At 50.2% G+C, this 19,305-nt stretch carries 16 protein-coding genes and 1 pseudogene; 13 read left to right on the forward strand and 4 right to left on the reverse strand.

The features are described from left to right. The first annotated feature begins 36 nt into the window (after positions 1 to 36). On the forward strand, positions 37 to 849 hold the full coding sequence (mazG, locus tag DWB84_RS15645) for a nucleoside triphosphate pyrophosphohydrolase (RefSeq protein ID WP_187410742.1): 813 nt from the start codon (positions 37 to 39) through the stop codon (positions 847 to 849). A 21-nt stretch (positions 850 to 870) separates the two neighbouring features. On the opposite strand, the gene DWB84_RS15650 is transcribed toward mazG, so the two are convergent. After that, on the reverse strand, positions 871 to 1,197 hold the full coding sequence (locus DWB84_RS15650) for a type 1 pili tip component (protein ID WP_187410743.1): 327 nt from the start codon (positions 1,195 to 1,197) through the stop codon (positions 871 to 873). Between the two features lie 296 nt (positions 1,198 to 1,493). On the opposite strand from DWB84_RS15650, the gene adk reads away from it, so the two are divergent. The 6 genes from adk (at position 1,494) to DWB84_RS15680 (ending at position 7,753) form a co-directional block, all read left to right on the forward strand. Continuing rightward, positions 1,494 to 2,141: an adenylate kinase gene (adk, locus tag DWB84_RS15655; protein WP_187410744.1), complete on the forward strand. Its 648-nt coding sequence runs from the start codon at positions 1,494 to 1,496 to the stop codon at positions 2,139 to 2,141. A 410-nt stretch (positions 2,142 to 2,551) separates the two neighbouring features. After that, positions 2,552 to 3,253, forward strand: coding sequence for a hypothetical protein (locus DWB84_RS15660; RefSeq protein ID WP_187410745.1), 702 nt, complete (start codon positions 2,552 to 2,554; stop codon positions 3,251 to 3,253). A 181-nt stretch (positions 3,254 to 3,434) separates the two neighbouring features. Next, entirely contained in the window at positions 3,435 to 4,142 is a 708-nt protein-coding gene (tsaB, locus tag DWB84_RS15665) for a tRNA (adenosine(37)-N6)-threonylcarbamoyltransferase complex dimerization subunit type 1 TsaB (protein ID WP_187410746.1), read from the forward strand. A gap of 79 nt (positions 4,143 to 4,221) precedes the next feature. After that, complete coding sequence (locus DWB84_RS15670) at positions 4,222 to 5,517, forward strand: M18 family aminopeptidase (protein ID WP_187410747.1); 1,296 nt, start codon at positions 4,222 to 4,224, stop codon at positions 5,515 to 5,517. A 68-nt stretch (positions 5,518 to 5,585) separates the two neighbouring features. Further along, complete coding sequence (locus DWB84_RS15675) at positions 5,586 to 6,647, forward strand: cyclic nucleotide-binding domain-containing protein (RefSeq protein WP_187410748.1); 1,062 nt, start codon at positions 5,586 to 5,588, stop codon at positions 6,645 to 6,647. 98 nt (positions 6,648 to 6,745) lie between these two features. After that, on the forward strand, positions 6,746 to 7,753 hold the full coding sequence (locus DWB84_RS15680; protein WP_187410749.1) for a tryptophan--tRNA ligase: 1,008 nt from the start codon (positions 6,746 to 6,748) through the stop codon (positions 7,751 to 7,753). A 58-nt stretch (positions 7,754 to 7,811) separates the two neighbouring features. Here DWB84_RS15680 and bioA read toward each other — a convergent pair whose 3' ends face one another. After that, positions 7,812 to 9,107 (reverse strand): adenosylmethionine--8-amino-7-oxononanoate transaminase, encoded by a 1,296-nt coding sequence (gene bioA, locus DWB84_RS15685; protein ID WP_187410750.1) that lies wholly within the window; start codon positions 9,105 to 9,107, stop codon positions 7,812 to 7,814. A 54-nt stretch (positions 9,108 to 9,161) separates the two neighbouring features. Further along, positions 9,162 to 9,926, reverse strand: coding sequence for a hypothetical protein (locus DWB84_RS15690; RefSeq protein ID WP_187410751.1), 765 nt, complete (start codon positions 9,924 to 9,926; stop codon positions 9,162 to 9,164). 299 nt (positions 9,927 to 10,225) lie between these two features. Here DWB84_RS15690 and ttcA point away from each other — a divergent pair, with 299 nt between their 5' ends. After that, positions 10,226 to 11,131: a tRNA 2-thiocytidine(32) synthetase TtcA gene (gene ttcA / locus DWB84_RS15695; protein ID WP_187410752.1), complete on the forward strand. Its 906-nt coding sequence runs from the start codon at positions 10,226 to 10,228 to the stop codon at positions 11,129 to 11,131. 737 nt (positions 11,132 to 11,868) lie between these two features. On the opposite strand, the gene DWB84_RS15700 is transcribed toward ttcA, so the two are convergent. Next, positions 11,869 to 12,354, reverse strand: a complete 486-nt coding sequence (locus DWB84_RS15700; RefSeq protein WP_187410753.1) for a peptidylprolyl isomerase — start codon at positions 12,352 to 12,354, stop codon at positions 11,869 to 11,871. Positions 12,355 to 12,532: 178 nt separating this feature from the next. Here DWB84_RS15700 and DWB84_RS19165 point away from each other — a divergent pair. The 5 genes and pseudogenes from DWB84_RS19165 to DWB84_RS15720 form a co-directional block, all read left to right on the forward strand. Further along, positions 12,533 to 12,907 (forward strand): annotated as a pseudogene (locus DWB84_RS19165) (ATP-dependent zinc protease); the annotation flags it as partial. A gap of 123 nt (positions 12,908 to 13,030) precedes the next feature. Further along, positions 13,031 to 13,936: a 30S ribosomal protein S6--L-glutamate ligase gene (rimK, locus tag DWB84_RS19170; RefSeq protein WP_255429035.1), complete on the forward strand. Its 906-nt coding sequence runs from the start codon at positions 13,031 to 13,033 to the stop codon at positions 13,934 to 13,936. 43 nt (positions 13,937 to 13,979) lie between these two features. Then, positions 13,980 to 16,049, forward strand: a complete 2,070-nt coding sequence (locus DWB84_RS15710) for a M3 family metallopeptidase (protein WP_187410755.1) — start codon at positions 13,980 to 13,982, stop codon at positions 16,047 to 16,049. Positions 16,050 to 16,057: 8 nt separating this feature from the next. Then, entirely contained in the window at positions 16,058 to 17,674 is a 1,617-nt protein-coding gene (locus DWB84_RS15715) for a peptide ABC transporter substrate-binding protein (RefSeq protein WP_187410756.1), read from the forward strand. Beyond that, the gene (locus DWB84_RS15720) at positions 17,671 to 19,302 is read left to right on the forward strand and encodes a peptide ABC transporter substrate-binding protein (RefSeq protein WP_187410757.1); all 1,632 of its coding nucleotides are present in this window, start codon (positions 17,671 to 17,673) and stop codon (positions 19,300 to 19,302) included. Before DWB84_RS15715 ends, DWB84_RS15720 begins: the two co-directional genes overlap by 4 nt. The last annotated feature ends 3 nt before the right edge of the window (positions 19,303 to 19,305 follow it).

Raw genomic sequence — 19,305 nt, forward strand, 5'->3', positions numbered from 1 at the left:
CCCTTAATAAATTCATTTCCTGTCGTTGGTAAATCCATGGGTGATAAGCCGCTGTACTCCGTCTCTGATCTTGTGTACCTGATGGCGCGTTTGCGCGATCCGGAAACGGGTTGCCCCTGGGATCTCAAACAAAGCTACAAATCCATTACCCCATCTACTATCGAAGAAGCCTACGAAGTAGTGGATGCAATCGAGAAAGAAGACTACCCCCATCTGAAAGAAGAGCTTGGTGATCTGGTATTTCAGGCGATTTTTTACAGCCAGCTTGCGCACGAAGACGGCTTATTTACCTTTGCCGATGTAGTGCATTCACTGGTGGAAAAATTGATCCGCCGACACCCGCATGTATTTCCAACCGGGACGCTCAATCCCGAAGCTGGTTCAGCCTCTTTGGATGAGGCACAAGTCAAACGCCAGTGGGAGGAAATCAAACAAGAGGAACGCAAAGGGAAGGGCGTAGATGGCATATTGGCGGACGTTCCTATCGCGCTCCCAGCGCTCACTCGCGCTAGCAAATTGCAGAAGCGTGCGGCACAAGTTGGCTTTGATTGGCCGGATGCAGACGGCGTACTGGAAAAATTACAGGAAGAAATCCAGGAGTTGCGCGTGGCCATCTCTCAGTCTGATCGAGCCGCGATCGAAGAAGAATTCGGCGATGTGCTGTTTACCTGTGTGAATCTGTCGCGTCATCTCAAATTGGACGCAGAAGCAGCTTTGCGTTCGGCCAATGCCAAATTTGTAAATCGTTTTGAATATATGGAAAAGGAAATCGCCAAAGCGGGATTAGATATTCGCAATCAGTCTGCAGATCAATTGGAAGAGTGGTGGAACAGGGCAAAAGAGGTGTGACCCTTTTGCCCTGGCGTTGAATCAGTGGGATTGCATTTGGGAAAGATGCTTGCGGGTAAGTTCTACGAAACGAGAGGTAGGTCCTACATCTTCATATATAGGATCCCCGCGCTCATCCAATGCGGAAATCCCGTCCCCTTGCACGTAAGGAAGTGTGTATTCCAGTTCATTGAGCGCAGCGCCGACCAAATCTGACAATATTTGTTCAACCGTGCGCGAGGGGTACATCTCGGCCAGGGCGGCGACTTTGGCGGCGTCTTTCAATGTAAGACGTATTGGATATTCCTTTTCGGTCAATGGGTTGGTTGACGTTTTTTCCCAGGTCATCACTAACTCACGTAAGGTCATAACAGCTCCCCTGTATGTGTTCGAACTCGACAAATTAAAGTTTAGTTCCAATCCTTCTCACTCGTCGTCTTCCCTGTATATAGATGAAGATACAAGGAAAATGCCAATGGAGCAGAAGTGGGGATTGAGAATGGGTTTGTACGGAGAGGAGATGGTGAAGATCACGCCAAACTGGATCAGTGCGTGGCACCGAAACGTCGGGTGAACTTGAGAAACCCAGCCTGGCCGTGTATCTTTAGCCCCCATTTTGTCAGCGGTGTCCCGGTGGGGACCCTCAAATCAGGAGTTTCTCCATAATGCGAATCATTCTTTTAGGAGCGCCAGGCGCCGGCAAGGGCACCCAAGCCAAGTTTATTACTGGGGCCTACGCGATCCCTCAAATCTCCACCGGGGACATGTTGCGAGCTGCGGTTAAAGCTGAGTCTCCTTTGGGCCTACAGGTGAAAGACATAATGGCAGCCGGCGGACTGGTGCCAGATGAGTTGATCATCGGTCTGGTAAAAGAACGCATTGCCCAGGACGATTGTAAAAACGGGTTCTTGTTTGACGGTTTCCCTCGCACGATCCCGCAAGCCGAAGCGCTTTTTACTGCAGGCGTAGAAATTGATCACGTTCTGGAAATCAGCGTGGACGATGAGGAGATTGTTCAGCGTCTAAGTGGCAGACGAGTTCATCCTGATTCCGGTCGCATTTATCACGTCGTTTACAACCCGCCTAAGACAGCTGGTGTAGACGATGTCACTGGTGAGCCTTTGGTACAACGCGACGACGATAAAGAAGAGACCGTGCGTAAAAGATTGGCTGTCTACCACGAGCAAACAGAGCCTCTGGTTTCCTATTACCAGGGATTGGCTGAGAAACATAGCAAGCCAAAATATTCTCGCGTTGATGGCATAGGCTCATTGAACGACATCAAGAGCAAAATCTTCGCTGCACTTGGTTGAGCACATATCTGAATGCAAAAAGGGCCGCTTGCGGCCCTTTTTGTTTTTATTGACTGTCTTCACAACGCTGCTGAATGTCGGACGCAGTTGAACAAATAGGGGCATCTTGTTACGAGCGAACATAAGATTTTGTTTCGCTTTCTCCACATTTTAAGATTTGCTCGCACGCACCACTTACGACATCCAACCCCAGTATCACATCTAACTCATCCCGCATCGACTAAACGCCGTGCTGAGATTGTCAGCCTCCGTCAATTAAGCTGTTCATGAATTGCTACTCCAACGAATCCTGAGTTCGATTAGCTTTCGAACGAAAAATTTTCAACAAAAAGATCATAAAGCTTGTTGTGTTTATTTTTTGTGCTATGGTTTTTGATGAGGTGCTTTATAAATAAAATGAGGAGATGCGCATGGCCACTCGAAAAACCAAAGCAAGTTCGCGTAGCAAAGTGAAAGTTGCTGGTAAATCCAGCACTGGAAGAAAAAGGAGAGCAGTAAGAGCCCCTGCACAAGTTGTTACCAGTCCCGAAGTACAGAAAGCAGAAGCTGCCGTTACCAAAGCAAACGATGCGGTGACGAAAGCATCCGAAAAGCTCGCAGCAGCGCGCACGCGAGCAGCAGCAAGTGCAGCGCGAGCTAAAAAGTCCAAATCAGTGGCTGTTAAAGCAGCGGCGCAAAAAGCCAAAAGCGCAGTACCAGAGCTGGCAGCAAAGGTTAAAGCAGCCAAAGCAGCATTGGCAGAAGCTAAAAGTCGCTTAAATGCTGCGAAGAAATCCGCTAAATCATCTGAGGCGGTCGCCAAGGCTCATGCGAAGGTGGAGCAGTTAAAAACATCTCTCGAAAAGAAAGCTGCGCAAGATTTGGCTAAGGCTGTCGATGCGTTCAAAGAGCGTTGGTTGAAAAAACGAGCTTCTGCCGATGGCAGGAAAATCAAAGTCGCAGAGAAAAAATCTGCGGCAAAAGCCAAAGCGAAGAGAAAAACCAAGCGCACAGCATCTGCGAGTAAACCAGCTCCTGCGGTAGTCTCGAGAGCGAAAAAGGGCGCGGGAAGACCTAAAAGAGCCGCAGCAAAAACGGCACGCAGAGGTCGTCCAGCGAAAAAAGCCGCTTAATGTGATTCTGGGCAGAACTCAGTTTCTGCCCATTCCTCCTTTCTTTAGGGCGACAGACGCTACCCACGTCGATTTGCCTCCAGTCATATACAACCGATTCTGAAGTCTCGTTCCGCCATCGCGGGATTTGTTAAACAGCAGTGCTCAGGTAGAATGCGGTCTTTTCTGTTTGCGCGTACCAATGGCGACCTTCATTGCTTTAGATACCTCGTCGACTGCTTGTTCAGTCGCTCTTGTTCATGGCGAAAGCCGCATTTCCAAACTCAGCGATTCTCCAAGAGAGCACGCCGGTCTTCTACTTCCGTTTGTAGACGAGCTTTTATCGCAAGCGGGGGTAAGCGCATCTGATCTGGATTTTGTCGCGTGTTGTCAGGGGCCTGGGTCGTTTACCGGCTTGCGCATTGGTTTGGGCATGGCTCAAGGATTGGCATTCGCATTAAACAAACCCATGGTCGGTGTCAGTAGCCTGGCTGCGATGGCGCGAACAGTTCAGCTGAGTCATCCCGATGCACTAAGCACCGCTTGTTTGCTTGATGCGCGCATGAATGAGATTTATTGGGCGGTCTACGAGATTGGCAATGGAATCGTAAGCGCTTCAGTCGAGCCTAATCTCATCGGCAAAAATGAATTGAATGCAACGCTGCTCAGCCTTGTGCAAGACGCACCGCAAACAGTTATCGCGGGCGAAGCAGCTCGATTATTCAATTTTCCCTCAGATATCTCTCAGCAACTGCTTTTTGATTTCAACATTGCCCCCAATGCCGACGCCATTGCGGATTTAGCTTTGGAGAAGTGGTTGCAAGGCGAGGCGTGCGCTGCCAAGGATTTTCAATTGACCTATTTGCGCAATTCGGTTTCGTGGAATAAACGACAGCGCATTCGCAGTTAAATGATGTTTGCATTTATGACGCTCGTGCCCTGGAAAATATTCGTACGATCCGTTAATCAAAATATTGAGGATTGGTCACATGCCGTTTTCTTTGTGTCAAAAAATCATGAGTTGGATCGATGCATCTCCTACGCCTTACCACGCGGTGGATGTTGCTCGCGGTGAATTGTTATCACACGGATATCAGGAGTTAAATGAAGGTGATGCGTGGGCACTGCAACCAGGTGGCCGTTATTTTATTACCCGCCGCGACGCATCGATTGTTGCATTTCGCCATGGTCGTTCGAATCCGGTGGAAAACGGTTTGCGCATTATTGGCGCGCACACGGACAGCCCGGTTTTAAAAGTAAAACCTAAGCCGGAAAAAGTATCTCAAGGATATTTCCAAGTGGGGGTTGAAGTGTATGGCGGTGCTTTACTGAGCCCCTGGTTCGACCGCGATTTGTCTTTGGCGGGCAGGGTGACGCTGAAGCAGGATGGCGGATTGCGGAATCTGTTGATCGATTTTCGTCGACCTATCGCTATCATTCCCAGCTTGGCCATTCACCTGGATCGCACGGCTAACGAAGGTCGGGCGATCAATGCGCAAGAGCATATGCGTCCAGTATTGCTGCAAAACCCAGAACCTGGATTGACCTTCAAAGGCTTGCTGGCGCGTGAGCTTGGCAAAATGGGTGTGGCGGAGATTGGCGAAGATCAGATTCTCGATTTTGACCTGAGCTTTTACGACACCCACAAAGCCGCACTGGTCGGCATCGAACAGGAATTCGTCGCTTCGGCGCGGCTGGATAATTTGTTGAGCTGCTTTGTCGGCCTCAATGCGTTTCTGTCGTCTGCTGGTGAGCAGTCCGCCGTATTGGCCTTGTTCGACCATGAAGAGGTGGGCAGCCAGTCCAATATAGGTGCGCAAGGTAATTTGCTGCTGTCGTTCCTGGAGCGTTTTGTGCCGGAGGCGGAAGCGCGCTACCGCATGTTGCACAAATCCATGCTGCTGTCAGTGGACAACGCCCACGGCATACATCCCAACTACCCGCAAAAGCATGATGAGGGGCACGGTCCCAAACTCAATGCTGGCCCGGTGATCAAGTACGACGCCAATCAGGGTTATGCGACCAGCACGGAAACCGCCGCCATAGTCAAACTCCTGGCTGAGCGTTGCGGTGTGCCTTATCAGGTGTTCGTCACTCGTGCGGATATGCGCTGCGGCAGCACTATTGGGCCTATGTCTTCCGCCAAAATGGGTATGCGCACGGTGGATATAGGATTGCCTACTTTTGCGATGCACTCCGTTCGAGAATTGGGTGGCTCGCAAGACATGAATCATTTAAGCGCCATCTTAGAGCGATATTTAGAAACGGGAGATCTGTCACTCTAAATTTTGGGTTACTTCCTGGCGATGGTGACATTTTTGGTCAAGACTTTACCCATCGCGGAGGAGAGTTTATGTCAGAAATTGAAGTTTTTAGCCGTTTTTTGCCCATCAACACTCTAAAGGGGCAATTTCTGTCAGAAGTGGTACGTCAAGCCCGCGTGGTATCTGTTTCTAAAGGCACCATGCTGTTTAAGCGCGGAAAGATTCTCGCTGACCACTTCTACCTGCTGGAGGGAGAGGTAGACCTTATCAACAACGAGTTCGGGGTGGAAAAGGTCAAAAGCGGTGAAGAGCGCGCTCGCAGGGCGCTCAATGCCCAATCACCGACGGTAGTATCGGCCGTGGCCAAAACCCACGTCCGTTATGTGACGATCAATGCGGAATTCCTGGCTACGCAGATTGCTCTGGCCAACAAGCCGGCCGAATCTGCTGTGAAGCCCATGGAGTCTCATGAGTCATCCGAGGCGGGAATCGAAGTAGGCGAACTGTCCGATTCCAATGATTGGATGGCCTGCCTGCTGCAATCCCCCTTGTTCTCGCGGATCCCCTGGGCGCAATTGCAGGAATTGTTCAGCCGGTTTGAATCACTTGAAGTGAAGGCGGGAGATCGCCTGATCAAAGAGGGCGCGCTCGGAGATTACTTTTATGTGCTGGCGGAAGGATCAGCTTTGGTCTTCGATCGCGCCGGTAGCGTCAAAGTGGAGCTGAAAGAGGGCAGTTATTTCGGCGAAGAGGCGCTAATCAGCGAAGCTCGGCGCAATGCCTCGGTGATTATGCTGACCGATGGTGTGGTGAAGCGTTTAGGGGCTGATGACTTTCTGGCTTTGGTGCGGCAGTCGGTTATCCAATATGTGGACAGGGACACTCTGGAAGCTCAGCGCAAGCCGGTGAAGTATCTGGACGTTCGTTTGCCCATCGAATTCCGCGCTGGACATGTGGAAGGCAGCATTAACGTGCCCTTGTCGCGTCTGCGTGACAGTTTGCAGGATTTGGCTTCCGCCAATCTCTATGCCATCTCCGATGAAGCCGGGCCGCGTGCGGATATAGCCGCGTATCTTTTGTGTCAGGCGGGATTCGAAGCCGTGGTCCTCAAAGGCGCAGCAGAATACTGTGCAGCTTCCGAAGTCTCCTAAACCAAGTCCCTGCGCATGGTGCCGGTAACGGCCCATGCGCTTTGACACCCCCTTTGAACTCTGTATGATTGCGGCTTTTAGCGAAAACGCGAGCCTGCATGACGAAGAAACGCTTTCTCACCGGCATTACCACAACGGGCACTCCTCACCTTGGCAATTACGTAGGCGCGATCCGTCCGGCGATTGCCGCAAGCCAAAATCCCGATGCCGAATCCTTCTTTTTTCTCGCCGATCTGCATGCACTGATCAAGTGTCATGAACCAGAACGCATTCACCAATCCACCAAAGAAATTGCCGCCACATGGCTTGCGCTGGGGTTGGATCCGGAAAAAGTAGTTTTTTATCGTCAATCCGATGTTCCGGAAATTACCGAACTCTGCTGGATACTCACCTGCCAAAGCGCCAAGGGCTTGCTGAATCGGGCGCACGCTTACAAAGCAGCTGTTGACGCCAATGTTGCCGAAGGTCAGGATCCGGATTACGCCATTACCATGGGGTTATTTTCTTACCCTGTGCTGATGGCTGCCGATATTTTGATGTTCAACGCGACTCACGTACCCGTCGGCAAGGACCAGACGCAGCACCTGGAAATGGCGCGCGATATAGCGCAGCGCTTTAACCACCGTTTCGGTGAAACTTTTGTCCTGCCCGAAACCGTGGTGCAAGAAAATGGTGAAGTTCTGCTCGGCCTGGACGGGCGGAAAATGAGCAAGAGCTACAACAACACCATTCCGTTGTTTTTGGCGGAAAAACAGCTGCAAAAACACATCAATAAAATCAAAACCAATCTGCTGGAACCGGGCGAGCCCAAGGATCCGGACGATTCCACGGTGTTCCAAATCTGGAAAGCGTTTGCCACTCCTGAGCAAACCGAAGACATGCGGCGCAAATTTGCCGAAGGTATTGCCTGGGGGCAGGCGAAGAAGGAATTGTTCGAATTGATCAACTCCGAAATCAGTGCTGCGCGTGAGCGGTATGAGGATTTGATGTCCCGTCCTGCGGACGTTGAAGCGATACTGCAAGCGGGAGCGGCGAAAGCGCGCGATCGCGCTAAGCCGTTTCTGGCGAAAGTGCGCAAAGCAGTCGGATTGTATCCATTAGGCTAATAAGCGCTATTCAATATTGAGGAGGGCTGTGCCGGGAAACTAGCACAGCCCTTTTTATTTATTGAGATAAAAATTGACAGATATCAGCCATTGCCGCAGTGATCTGGCTGAGTTGGTCTGAAGAAATGACGAAGGGCGGCATGGTATATAACAAGCGGCCAAAAGGTCTCAGCCATACACCTTGTTCTACCAGACGCGGAACGACGACTTTCATATTCACCGGCTCATGCAGTTCCACCACACCAATGGCGCCAAAAGCCCGCACCTCTTTTACCGCCTGATATTTTTCCAAGGGCGATAACTCATTTATTAATTGCTGTTCGATGCGTGCAACACGCTCTTGCCACGGCGAAGAACACAATAAATCCAAACTGGCATTGGCCACGGCACAAGCCAGTGGATTGGCCATAAAGGTCGGTCCGTGCATCAAAACACCGGCTTCTCCCGAGCAAATACCGTCTGCAACTTTGTTAGTGCACAAAGTCGCGGCCAGAGTCATATAGCCGCCGGTCAGCGCTTTGCCCAGGCACAAAATATCCGGGGTAATCCCCGCGTGTTCGCAGGCGAACATGCGGCCGGTGCGGCCAAAACCGGTGGCAATTTCGTCGGCAATCAGCAGCACGTCAAATTGGTCGCACAGTGCGCGGGACTCACGCAGATACTGGGGATGATAGAACCTCATGCCGCCTGCACCTTGAACAATAGGCTCCACGATCAACGCCGCGATTGTCTGATGGTGGTTATGCAAAAGTTCTTTCAGAGAATCCAGACAAGCCGGGTCCCATGGATCGCGCACACCGCAGGCCGGCGCGTCGGCAAAAAGCTGCTGCGGCAGAATGGCTTGAAACAGATGGTGCATGCCGGTTACGGGATCGCATAAGGACATGGCGCCCAGTGTGTCGCCGTGGTAGCCCTTACGCAGGCTCAAAATCCGGCTTTTTTCTGCTTTGCCTTGCGACATCTGATATTGCAACGCCATCTTGATGGCGACTTCCACGCTCACGGAACCGGAGTCGGCAAAAAATACTTTTTCCAAACCTTGAGGTGTGAGGTCGACCAGTTTTTTGGCGAGCGTGACGGCAGGTTCGTGGGTCAGTCCGCCAAACATCACATGCGCCATTTGGTGCGTCTGACGGGTCAGGGCTTCATTCAACTCAGGGCGGTTGTAGCCGTGAATAACGCACCACCAGGACGACATGCCGTCGATCAGGCGCCGACCGTCGTACAGCTCAAGCTCACAACCTTGTGCGGATGCAACCGGGTACAAGGGCGCAGTGGGATCTGTAGAAGCGTAGGGGTGCCAGATGTGGGTTCGGTCGAGTGCGAGCAGATCTTCGCCGGAAGTCAGGTTCATGGTTCGGACATGGATGATGTGATGGACGCGGCATTATACCGGCGCCCATCCTTCTTAGGCGGTTTGTGCCTCGGTGAAATTATGGAGAAAAGAAGACAGTTGCTCTTTTTCAAAGGGATTTAAGGTTTGAAAACCGATGCGCAGATGTGTGTGGTGAAACGGGCGGCGACGCACTTGTGCCTGGAGGACCTCCACTTTGGTCTGCAGCACAAAGAAATTGCTGAAGTGAATGCGGCATTCGCCTTTGCGAGAATATAAAGGCGGGCGGTTGTTGCCGCAGAAAGCCATGGAAAATTCCTCCTCCGACAATTCCAGCAACTGCCCACCCATCATGGGTGCGAAGGGGAGCAGCAACTCCACTCTTGGTGCGGTGGTTTCTTTAAAACTCACTCCTTTGGTTTTTGGCTGTCCTCGCAAACGAGTTTTTTCCACCACCTCGGTGAGATAGGCAGGCGCGTTCGCCACGTCCAATTGGCTGCGTATCACAATCTTCAATGCCAAGTGTCCATCATGGGTCGGAATATTCAGGTGAAAACGCCCCCCCATCGGCGTGAATGATGGGCGGGGGAAAAATTCGTCGAGCAGAAGCTTATGGTTGCCTTGGTCAAAGCGAAGAATGACGGTCTGCATAACTGAACCTTTGCTCGGATCAATTACTGAGCAAATGTTTCGTTGTGCTGCGTTTTGCCGAATCGCTTCAGTTTCTTCTTTGGACCAGCTCAACTCCGGAGCCAGCGGCAACTCCCAAGATATGGAGTGGGCGGCTGGTAGACTGCTGCCATTAAATGCACGAGTGAAATGGGACAAGAGTCCGAACATGGTTTCTCCTAACAGAGTTTTCTCTTAGCTGCGATTGGGTTTGCCAATAATGAATCGCAGCGTACCGTCGGGACTTTGGCGTAGCCTGCGGTTTGTTAGGGGGATTGCAAGGAGTGTTCCGTTGCTCTGTTTCTCGCAATTTTTCGCGCGCAAGTCCCTAAATATGTGGGTTGCAGCTTTGTGAAGGGTTTGTCGGCAGGCGGCAATCGTCGGCAAAGTTTTGCCGGACGGTAGTCGTTTCATTCACTCTGGCGGTCGAAATCCGTACAATGCGCCGGTTTCTTTAATAGGGTGTCCCCATGGCTGTCAGCAACGAACGTAAACACAAGCTGGAATTCAATAAGCTGCAGAAGCGTCTCCGCCGTCAGGTGGGGCAGGCGATCATCGACTTCAACATGATCGAAGAGGGCGACAAGGTTATGGTGTGCCTGTCCGGCGGCAAGGACTCCTACACCATGCTGGATATTTTGATGAGCCTGCAAAAGACCGCGCCCATCAATTTTGAACTGGTTGCCGTCAACATGGACCAAAAACAACCGGGCTTTCCAGAGCATGTGTTGCCGGAATATCTCTCATCCCTGGGAATTCCGTTTCATATCATCGAGCGCGACACCTACAGTGTTGTGAAGTCGGTTATTCCCGAAGGCAAAACCACCTGCGGTCTGTGCTCGCGTTTGCGTCGCGGCACGCTTTACGGCTTTGCTGAGGAAATTGGCGCAACCAAGGTTGCTCTCGGCCACCACAAGGACGATATTGTCGAAACCTTATTTCTGAACCTGTTCTACGCCGGACGCCTGAAGGCTATGCCGCCGAAATTATTGGCGGACGATAAGCGCAATATCGTCATTCGTCCTCTGGCGTACTGCCGCGAAGCGGATATTGAAGAATACGCCTCACAGAAGGGGTTTCCGATTATTCCCTGTAATTTATGCGGCTCTCAGGAAAACCTGCAGCGCCAGGTCATCAAGGAAATGCTGCAATCCTGGGATCGCCAACATCCGGGCAGAGTGGAAACCATTTTCTCGGCGCTGCAACGGGTATCTCCATCGCAATTGGCTGATCAGAAATTATTCGATTTTATTAATTTGCAACTCGATCGCAGCCAGCCGCTTGAAAATCGCAATGACGAAGAAACAGGCTGCGGTGAAGAATTGGTTAAAGATTCACCGCCAGATTATGGCGTGCAAATTCTCGAATTTGTCTGATCTGTCTTTTTTCGCCAATCAGTAAACCTCCATATAACCCGCTGTACGCCCCTTGGCTTGGTAGTGATGCCACGCTAAGGGGCGCGTTGTTCCTTTTTGGTGCGTTAAAAAGCTTGATAGCAAGCACTTTATCGCTCGCTTGGCTGCGTGATTGCGAAGGGGTATACCCTGACTGAGACTAATTCCAAAAAAATCTAAAAAAATTTTTAGGGCCTATTGCTTTTAAAAGTCATTTTCGGACGAAAAGCAAAAAAAACTTTCCACAAAACCTGTGGATAACTTAGTGGATAGTGCTTGGGAAATATGGGCTATACCCCGGTTTTCCTAGTCCTGCCTTAGATTGATTATAAAATGATCAACAATAAAAAATTATTTAAAATCAATATGTTGCATCGTTTAATTAAGGCCGGATGTGATTTGGCATGAAATTCATACTTGACATTCACTCGGTGCAATCGATGCCCTTGCATTGTGCATAAAAATTCGGTTAGAGGGGGTGCTCCGCTTCCTGATCATAATTTCTTCATCCATGAAGAGGTTTGTTTGAGGTGGCTAAGAAAGTACCAGGAGTTATTAAAAATCCGAGGGAAGTGATTCAATTTGTGAATTGGTTCTCTTTTTTTAATTCAAAAAATCGCTATCACGAGTTGCAGCGAAGCAAGTCTGTGCTACGCATCGATGCAAGTCGGCTTTTGCCGGCTCGTAAACGGTGCGAGGTGGGGTTACCACCTCTCATGTTAATGATGATGGCCGCCATCGCCGTGCGCATGTCCGTGGGCGATTTCCTCCTCAGACGCATCTCGAACGGATACCACTTCGATATCGAATTGAAGAGTTTTACCGGCGAAAGGGTGGTTGAGATCGACGTCGACATTAAATTTTCCGACTTTCAGAATCTTGGTCGTCAGAATGCCTTGTTCGGTTTGCACGTGAGCAATCATGCCTGGCATCAAACGTTTTGGAGCGTGCACCAAGTGTTTGATCGGCACTCGCTGGGTCGCGCCTGGTTTGAGCTCACCATAGGCTTTTTCCGGCGGTAGGGTAAGGCTTAATTTGTCGCCGGCTTGGCGACCTGCCAGGGCTTCTTCCAGGGCTGGCAACAAGTTGTTATGGCCGTGCAAATAGGCCAGCGGGATACCGTCTTGGGTTTCTTCCAGTTGTTCGCCTTCTGCGTCTTTCAGCTGATACAAAATGGAAACAACTTTGTCTTTTTCGATTTGCATAGGATTCTGCCTGCTAGGTAAAAGGTGCCGCGCATTATAGGGGATGACGACAGCAAAAACGCCGTCTATAGGGGAGATTTATACGTTTGGCGGGCGCGAGCGAAAACGCTTGCTCTGCCCGGATTTTGGGGCATAATCCGCCGCAATTTACCCGCGGGGAAGTTCCCAGAGAATGAGCATGTCGAAGTACGCCAATGAAAAACTATTAATCGGCAGTGAGGAGTGGTGCTCATTCCCAACCCTGGGGATTCCAGCCATCAAGGCGCGTGTCGACTCCGGGGCAAAAACATCATGCGTCCACGCCGTCAATATCCAGACTTTTAAACGCAACGGCGCCAACTGGGTGACTTTTGAGGTTCATCCGCTGCAGGAGAATCGCCGCATCGTCGTGCGCTGCGAAGCGCCCGTTGTAGACCGGCGAACGGTGCGCAGTTCCAGCGGTGACAGTGAAAAGCGCTTGGTGGTAAAGGTGCCGATGCGCTTGGGTGAAAGGATTTGGGAGATAGAGCTCACCCTCACCAATCGCGACTCCATGGGATATCGCATGTTGTTGGGACGTGAAGCCATGGCGGGGCGGATGCTGGTTGATCCAGAAGAGCGTTTTATTCAGGGCGATATGGAAGAATCGGTACTGCTCGACCTCTATGGCGACTATGAAACGCCCGAGCAGGAGGGGCTGACCATTGGTTTGCTCGCCAGCGATCCGACCTTGTATAGCAATCGCCGCATAATCGAGGCAGGGGAAGAACGCGGCCACAAACTGATTTTTCTCAACATCAAACACTGCTACATCAAAATGGATGCGGAGAAACCCGAGATCCATTACCGCGGCGGCAATATAGTCGATGGTCTAGATGCGGTGATTCCGCGTATTCGCCCCAGCATGACCTTTTACGGCTGCGCCTTGACGCGCCAATTTGAAAGTCTGGGCACATTTACCCTCAACAGTTCTTCCGCTATCGCCCAATCGCGCGACAAACTTTATTCCCTGCAGCTACTGTTGAAGAACGGCTTGGACATCCCGGTAACTGGCTTTGCGAATTCGCCGAGTGATACGGGGGATTTGATCGAAATGGTTGGCGGAGCACCCTTGATTGTAAAACTGTTGGAAGGCGCACAGGGTAGGGGCGTTGTTCTGGCGGAAACTCGCAAAGCGGCGGAAAGCGTGATTAACGCCTTTAAATCTCTGCAAGCGAATTTGCTGGTGCAGGAGTTTGTAAAAGAGGCAGACGGCAAAGACTTGCGCCTGTTTGTGATAGACGGCAAAGTGGTCGCCGCTATTGAACGCAAAGCGGCCCCGGGTGAATTCCGTGCGAATATTCACCAAGGTGGCACCGCGAGTGTCGTCAAAATCACACCGGAAGAGCGTAAGCTGGCAATTAAAGCAGCGAAAACATTGGATTTGCTGGTGGCAGGGGTAGATATTATCCGCTCGTCCAAAGGGCCTTTGTTGTTGGAGGTCAATTCATCGCCTGGCTTGGAAGGGATCGAAACCGCAACTGGACGCGATATAGCTGGCATGATGATTAGTGCTATAGAAAAGAAACTGGATTGGCGGCGCAAGCTCGCTACGGAGACCTGACCGGGCGTTTGCGGTTCGCCCAAAACTGAACATCGAGGGCGCGATGACCATAAAAAAAATTCATACACTATTCGATCATCGTCGCCGTTCATTTCCCGGATACACAATCCAATCATTTCTTCATTTCTTTTTCTTCCTGTTGAATTTTGCGCTGGTTGGATGTGGTCATCTTAAAACGACTTCGTCGACCTCGCCGAGTTATACCGATCCTGCGGCCACCTATATAGAAAGTTGCAGCAAACAGTTCGAAAAGGCGCAGCAAATTTTTCTTGCCACTGAACAGTCTGAATTTTCTCCTCCGGCCGATATTCTTGCAGCCATAAACCGTTTGGATATCCTCACCTACGAGCCGACTGGCCTTGCCAGTTTGTACAGCAACGTTCATCCCAATGAATTTGTGCGCGCGGCAGCGGAGATATGCGAGCAGAAATTTACCGCATTAACCAACGATATCCGCCTGTCCGTTCCCTTATATAAAAAGCTCATCGCGGTTGATCCGGCGAATCTGTCGCCATTGGATCGTTATTTTCTTCAGCGAACCCGCCAGCTGTTTGAATTGGCAGGTGTTGGTTTGGACGAGGAAAGCCGCCGGCGTATCAGCCAATTGAATGACGAAATACTGAAAATCGGTCAGGAATTTGCGGCCAATATCCGCAACGATGTGCGCTTGCTGGACATGGTCTACGAAGATTTGCAAGGGTTGCCAGAGGATTACATAGTTCGTCTCGCGTTCAATACTCGAGGAGTGATCGTTACCACGAATGGGCCGGATTACTATCCGTTTATGCAGTATGCAAGCAACGATGCGGCGCGAAAACGTATGTACACAGCGTTTCGCCAGCGGGGATATCCGGCGAATAAAGAGGTTTTGCACAGATTGCTGCAAAAACGTTATGAGCTGGCAAGGCTGTTGGGTTATCAACATTTCGCTGATTACATCACCGTCGATAAGATGATTGGCTCCGCAGCAAATGCAGCAGCTTTTATTGAACGCATCGATCAGATTGCCAAGCCTCGTTCTGACCAGGATTACGCCGTACTGTTGGAACGTCTTCGCAAAATTGATCCTGCGGCAACCGAGGTGGGCGATTGGCAGAAAACCTATCTGGAAAATCTGGTTCGCCACGAAGCCTATGCGGTTGATTCTCAGGAAGTGCGGCAATATTTTTCCTATCAAAAGGTTAAGCAAGGCATTTTCGATCTGGTTGAAGACTTATTTGATGTCACTATAAAACCCTGGAAAACCCCCGGGTGGCATTACTCTGTCGAGGCGTATGAGATTCGAAAGGGCGAGACTTTGATTGGACAATTTTTTCTCGATATGCACCCAAGAAGAAACAAATACCAACACGCAGCGCACTTTAGTATTCGGGAAGGGGTAAAAGGCGTACAAACGCCATTGGCGGCGTTGGTATGCAATTTTCCTGGTGGTGGCGATGGCGCTCCGGATTTGCTGGAGCACGATCAGGTGGAAACCTTTCTGCATGAATTTGGCCATTTGCTGCATAGCATGTTTGGTGGAAATCAGCCCTGGATGAACCTCTCCGGCACTAATACTCAGCACGATTTTGTTGAGGCGCCATCGCAAATGTTAGAGGAGTGGGTTTGGGATGCGGAAACCCTCAAATCCTTTGCAACCAATAGTGAGGGCGAAGTCATACCGGATGCGCTTATCGAGAAAATGAATGCTGCACGCAAATTCGGGCGTGGAATCTTTGTGCGGCACCAAATGTTCTACGCTGCACTTTCTCTGAATTATTACAACCGCGATCCAGCGGATGTGGATGTCGACCGCATGATGGTGGAATTGCAAGAATGCTATTCGCCGTTTGCATATGTTGACGATACTTATCTCTATGCGAATTTTGGCCATCTCGACGGTTACTCAGCCCTTTACTACACCTATATGTGGTCGCTTGTCATAGCGGCCGATATGTTCAGCGAATTCCAAACGCACGGTTTGCGTAATAAGGTGGTGGCGGCCCGGTATCGCGACAAAGTGTTGAGCCCTGGCGGTTCAAAACCGGCGGCGGAATTGGTGGAGGACTTTCTCGGTCGGCCCTTTAATTTCCAGGCCTTTGCTGATTCACTTAAAGATGATTTGAAACACTGAGGAGTGTTATGCGTTATCTCGCCCTGGTTTTGTTTGTTTTGCTTACATTACTGGCCTGTTCAAAAAATGAGGACAAGAAGGGTGGTAGTGCTACTCCTGAGCAAGTCTTGCGTATTACCATTGGTGCATCTCCAGCCAATCTTGATCCTCATCAAGCGACAGACGTTCCGGGATTAAAAGTGGTTGCGGCCTTGATGGAGCCTCTGCTTACTACCGATTATCAAACCTTTGAGGTTCAACCCGGTGTCGCGGAATCCTGGGAAGTGCTTGAAGATGCAATGCTTTATCGGTTCAAGATTCGTGAGAATGCCAAATGGTCCAATGGTGATCCTTTGACCTCTCACGATTTTGTTTATTCTTGGCAGAGAATTCTGTCGCCGGGATTGGGTAATCAATACGCGCTAGATTATTACGCGATTCAGAACGCGGGAGCTTTTCATAGAGGTGATTTGAAAGACTTTTCTGAAGTGGGCGTAAAAGCCATCTCCGACAAAGAATTGGAATTCCGCTTGGAAAAAAGAGATCCGCTGTTTTTAAAGCGCTTGGCGGTAGAGACGACATCCCCCGTTCACAGAGCAACCGTGGAGAAATTTGGCGCGATTGATGATCCCAATAATCCTTGGATACGTGCTGGCAATTTCGTGGGTAATGGCCCCTTTCTGCTCAAATACTGGGAACTGAACCAAATTATCGAAGTGGAAAAAAATCCTCATTACTGGGATGCAGACAGCATTAAATTGCAAAAAATTCTGTTCAATCCCGCAGAAAGTGAATCTGTTGAAGAGCGCCTGTTCCGCGCGGGTCAGATTCATATCGCCTACGGCGGCCGCATTCCGGTCGATAAAATCGCCCGCTACAAGGCTGAAGCGCCGGAGCAGTTTGTCTCCCAGCCGGCCTACGCGACCTATTTCTATGTCTTCAATGTGACCAAACCGCCATTTGATAATGTTGATGTCAGACGCGCATTTGCCTATGCCATTGATAAAGAGGCGCTCACGCAATATGTCACTAAAAATGGTGAGCCTGCAGCGAACGCTTTGTCGCCAATCAGCGCAGCTTACAATCCTCCGAAAATGCCTGCATTCAATCCTGAGCTGGCGCGCGAGCATTTGGCCAAAGCGGGTTTCCCCGGCGGCAAAGGATTTCCAAAGGTGACCCTAACCTACAACACAATGGAAATGCATCAAGCCATTGCAGTTGCAATTCAGCAAATGTGGAAAAAAGAGCTCAATGTGGATGTGACGCTGGAAAACCAGGAGTGGAAGGTGTTTTTGAATTTCCGCGAGAATTTGCAGCATGACATAGCTCGCGCTGGCAGTTTCAGTACATTTGCGGATCCCATGGATTTTCTCGATTCATTTCGCAGTGGCCATGGTATGAACGATACGGGTTGGAGCAACGCTGAATACGACCGGCTAATCGAAGCTTCTGGCCAAGCACTAACGGACAAGGAGCGTTACGAATTGTTGTACCAGGCAGAACAAATTTTGTTGGACCAGGTTCCGCTGATTCCTCTCTACTACTACACGCAATCCTATTTAATAAAGCCCGAAGTGAAAGGATTTAAATTCAGTATGGCTGATTATCCGAGCTTCAAAGGCGTGTATTTGGAAGCTAAACAATGAAGAATTTTGGGATTGTTGTCGCGCTGCTTTTAGCAATGGTTGTGTTGCATGGATGCGGAGAGAAAAAGCTCAATAATGTCGAATATGGTATTCGCAATCAAATTCTATATTACGCCAATGGGGATGAGCCAAAAAGCGTGGATCCGCACCTGATCACCGGGACGGTGGAAAACAACATCATCATCAACTTGTTCGAAGGCTTAACCAGCAAGGATGCCAAGACATTGGAAGCTCGCCCGGGAGTTGCGGAGTCTTGGACCATTTCAGAAGATGGCAGGGTATATCGCTTCAAACTGCGTGAAAATGCTCGCTGGTCCAATGGCGATCCTTTGACGGCGGAGGATTTTGTCTATTCCTGGCGCCGCGCTTTGAATCCACGCTTACCCAATGCTTACGCCTATATGATGTTCTACATCGAAGGCGCGGAGGCATTCTATAAAGGTGAAAATACGGATTTTGCCAGTGTCGGCGTCAAAGCGATTTCCCCTCATGAGTTGGAAGTAACATTAAAAGCGCCCGCGCATTTTTTTCTGCAATTGCTGGATCACCACTCCTATTATCCGGTTCACGGACCGACATTGGAAAAATTCGGCGGCGTAGAGGATCCGACATCGCGCTGGGCGCTGCCGGAAAATTTTGTTGGTAATGGCCCCTTCGTTCTAAAGCGCTGGGAGATCAATAAAGTCGTCGAGCTCGACAAAAATCCCCATTACTGGGATGCGGACGTCGTTCGTTTACAAGCGGTGCATTTTCTCCCCATTGACGACCAGCAAGCGGAAGAGCGCGCTTTTCGCTCCAAACAGGTTCACCTCACCAATACTCCGCAGATGGATATCGAAAAAATCCAGGTGTATCGCAAAGATCGACCTGAAGTTTTACGGGTGATACCAACCTATGCCAGTTACTATTACGAATTTAATGTGCAGCGCAAACCCTTTGATGATGCGCGCGTGCGTAAAGCATTTGCACTGGCAATCGAGCGCGATCTACTGGTCAAGAATGTGACAAAAGGCGGGGAAGTGCCGGCCTATAATTTTGTTCCCCCCGATCCTGAAGGTTATACACCTCAGATCTACTGGCGCGAAGATGTTGAAGAAGCCCGGCGCTTGTTGGCAGAAGCCGGTTTCCCCAATGGTGAAGGATTTCCGGTGCTCACCTTGCTGTACAACACTCACGACAACCATCACAAAGTGGCGGTGGCGATTCAGCAAATGTTGAAGAAAAACCTCAACGTTAATATCCAGTTGGAAAACAAAGAGTGGAAGGTTTACCTGGCAGCCCGGAAAAATGTCGAGCACGATATCGCCAGAGCCGGTTGGTTGGGCGACTATTTGGACCCTTCCAATTTTTTCGATATTTTGCGCTCCTACGCCGGCAACAATAATACCAATTGGAAGAATCCGCGTTACGATGAGCTTATGAACACCATAGAGGCTACATCAGATCCCGCGCGCCGCAACGAGTTATTTGAAGAGGCAAACCGAATATTGGCGGAAGAAATGCCAGTTTTACCGCTGTATTTCTTTGTCGATATCAATCTGGTGGATACCTCGGTGAAGGGCTGGTATGACAACGTTATGCATTTCCACCCGCTCAAGTATGTCTATCTGGAAGCATCGGAGCCTTGAGGA

This window comes from Saccharophagus sp. K07 (assembly GCF_014336955.1).
In the GTDB taxonomy this organism is placed as follows: domain Bacteria; phylum Pseudomonadota; class Gammaproteobacteria; order Pseudomonadales; family Cellvibrionaceae; genus UBA5868.

What these genes read in the sequence shown, in the direction of transcription:
- mazG (WP_187410742.1), top strand. Translation starts at nt 37, where the DNA reads ATGGGTGATAAGCCGCTGTACTCCGTCTCTGATCTTGTGTACCTGATG.
- DWB84_RS15650 (WP_187410743.1), bottom strand. Translation starts at nt 1,197, where the DNA reads ATGACCTTACGTGAGTTAGTGATGACCTGGGAAAAAACGTCAACCAAC.
- adk (WP_187410744.1), top strand. Translation starts at nt 1,494, where the DNA reads ATGCGAATCATTCTTTTAGGAGCGCCAGGCGCCGGCAAGGGCACCCAA.
- DWB84_RS15660 (WP_187410745.1), top strand. Translation starts at nt 2,552, where the DNA reads ATGGCCACTCGAAAAACCAAAGCAAGTTCGCGTAGCAAAGTGAAAGTT.
- tsaB (WP_187410746.1), top strand. Translation starts at nt 3,435, where the DNA reads ATGGCGACCTTCATTGCTTTAGATACCTCGTCGACTGCTTGTTCAGTC.
- DWB84_RS15670 (WP_187410747.1), top strand. Translation starts at nt 4,222, where the DNA reads ATGCCGTTTTCTTTGTGTCAAAAAATCATGAGTTGGATCGATGCATCT.
- DWB84_RS15675 (WP_187410748.1), top strand. Translation starts at nt 5,586, where the DNA reads ATGTCAGAAATTGAAGTTTTTAGCCGTTTTTTGCCCATCAACACTCTA.
- DWB84_RS15680 (WP_187410749.1), top strand. Translation starts at nt 6,746, where the DNA reads ATGACGAAGAAACGCTTTCTCACCGGCATTACCACAACGGGCACTCCT.
- bioA (WP_187410750.1), bottom strand. Translation starts at nt 9,107, where the DNA reads ATGAACCTGACTTCCGGCGAAGATCTGCTCGCACTCGACCGAACCCAC.
- DWB84_RS15690 (WP_187410751.1), bottom strand. Translation starts at nt 9,926, where the DNA reads ATGTTCGGACTCTTGTCCCATTTCACTCGTGCATTTAATGGCAGCAGT.
- ttcA (WP_187410752.1), top strand. Translation starts at nt 10,226, where the DNA reads ATGGCTGTCAGCAACGAACGTAAACACAAGCTGGAATTCAATAAGCTG.
- DWB84_RS15700 (WP_187410753.1), bottom strand. Translation starts at nt 12,354, where the DNA reads ATGCAAATCGAAAAAGACAAAGTTGTTTCCATTTTGTATCAGCTGAAA.
- DWB84_RS15710 (WP_187410755.1), top strand. Translation starts at nt 13,980, where the DNA reads ATGACCATAAAAAAAATTCATACACTATTCGATCATCGTCGCCGTTCA.
- DWB84_RS15715 (WP_187410756.1), top strand. Translation starts at nt 16,058, where the DNA reads ATGCGTTATCTCGCCCTGGTTTTGTTTGTTTTGCTTACATTACTGGCC.
- DWB84_RS15720 (WP_187410757.1), top strand. Translation starts at nt 17,671, where the DNA reads ATGAAGAATTTTGGGATTGTTGTCGCGCTGCTTTTAGCAATGGTTGTG.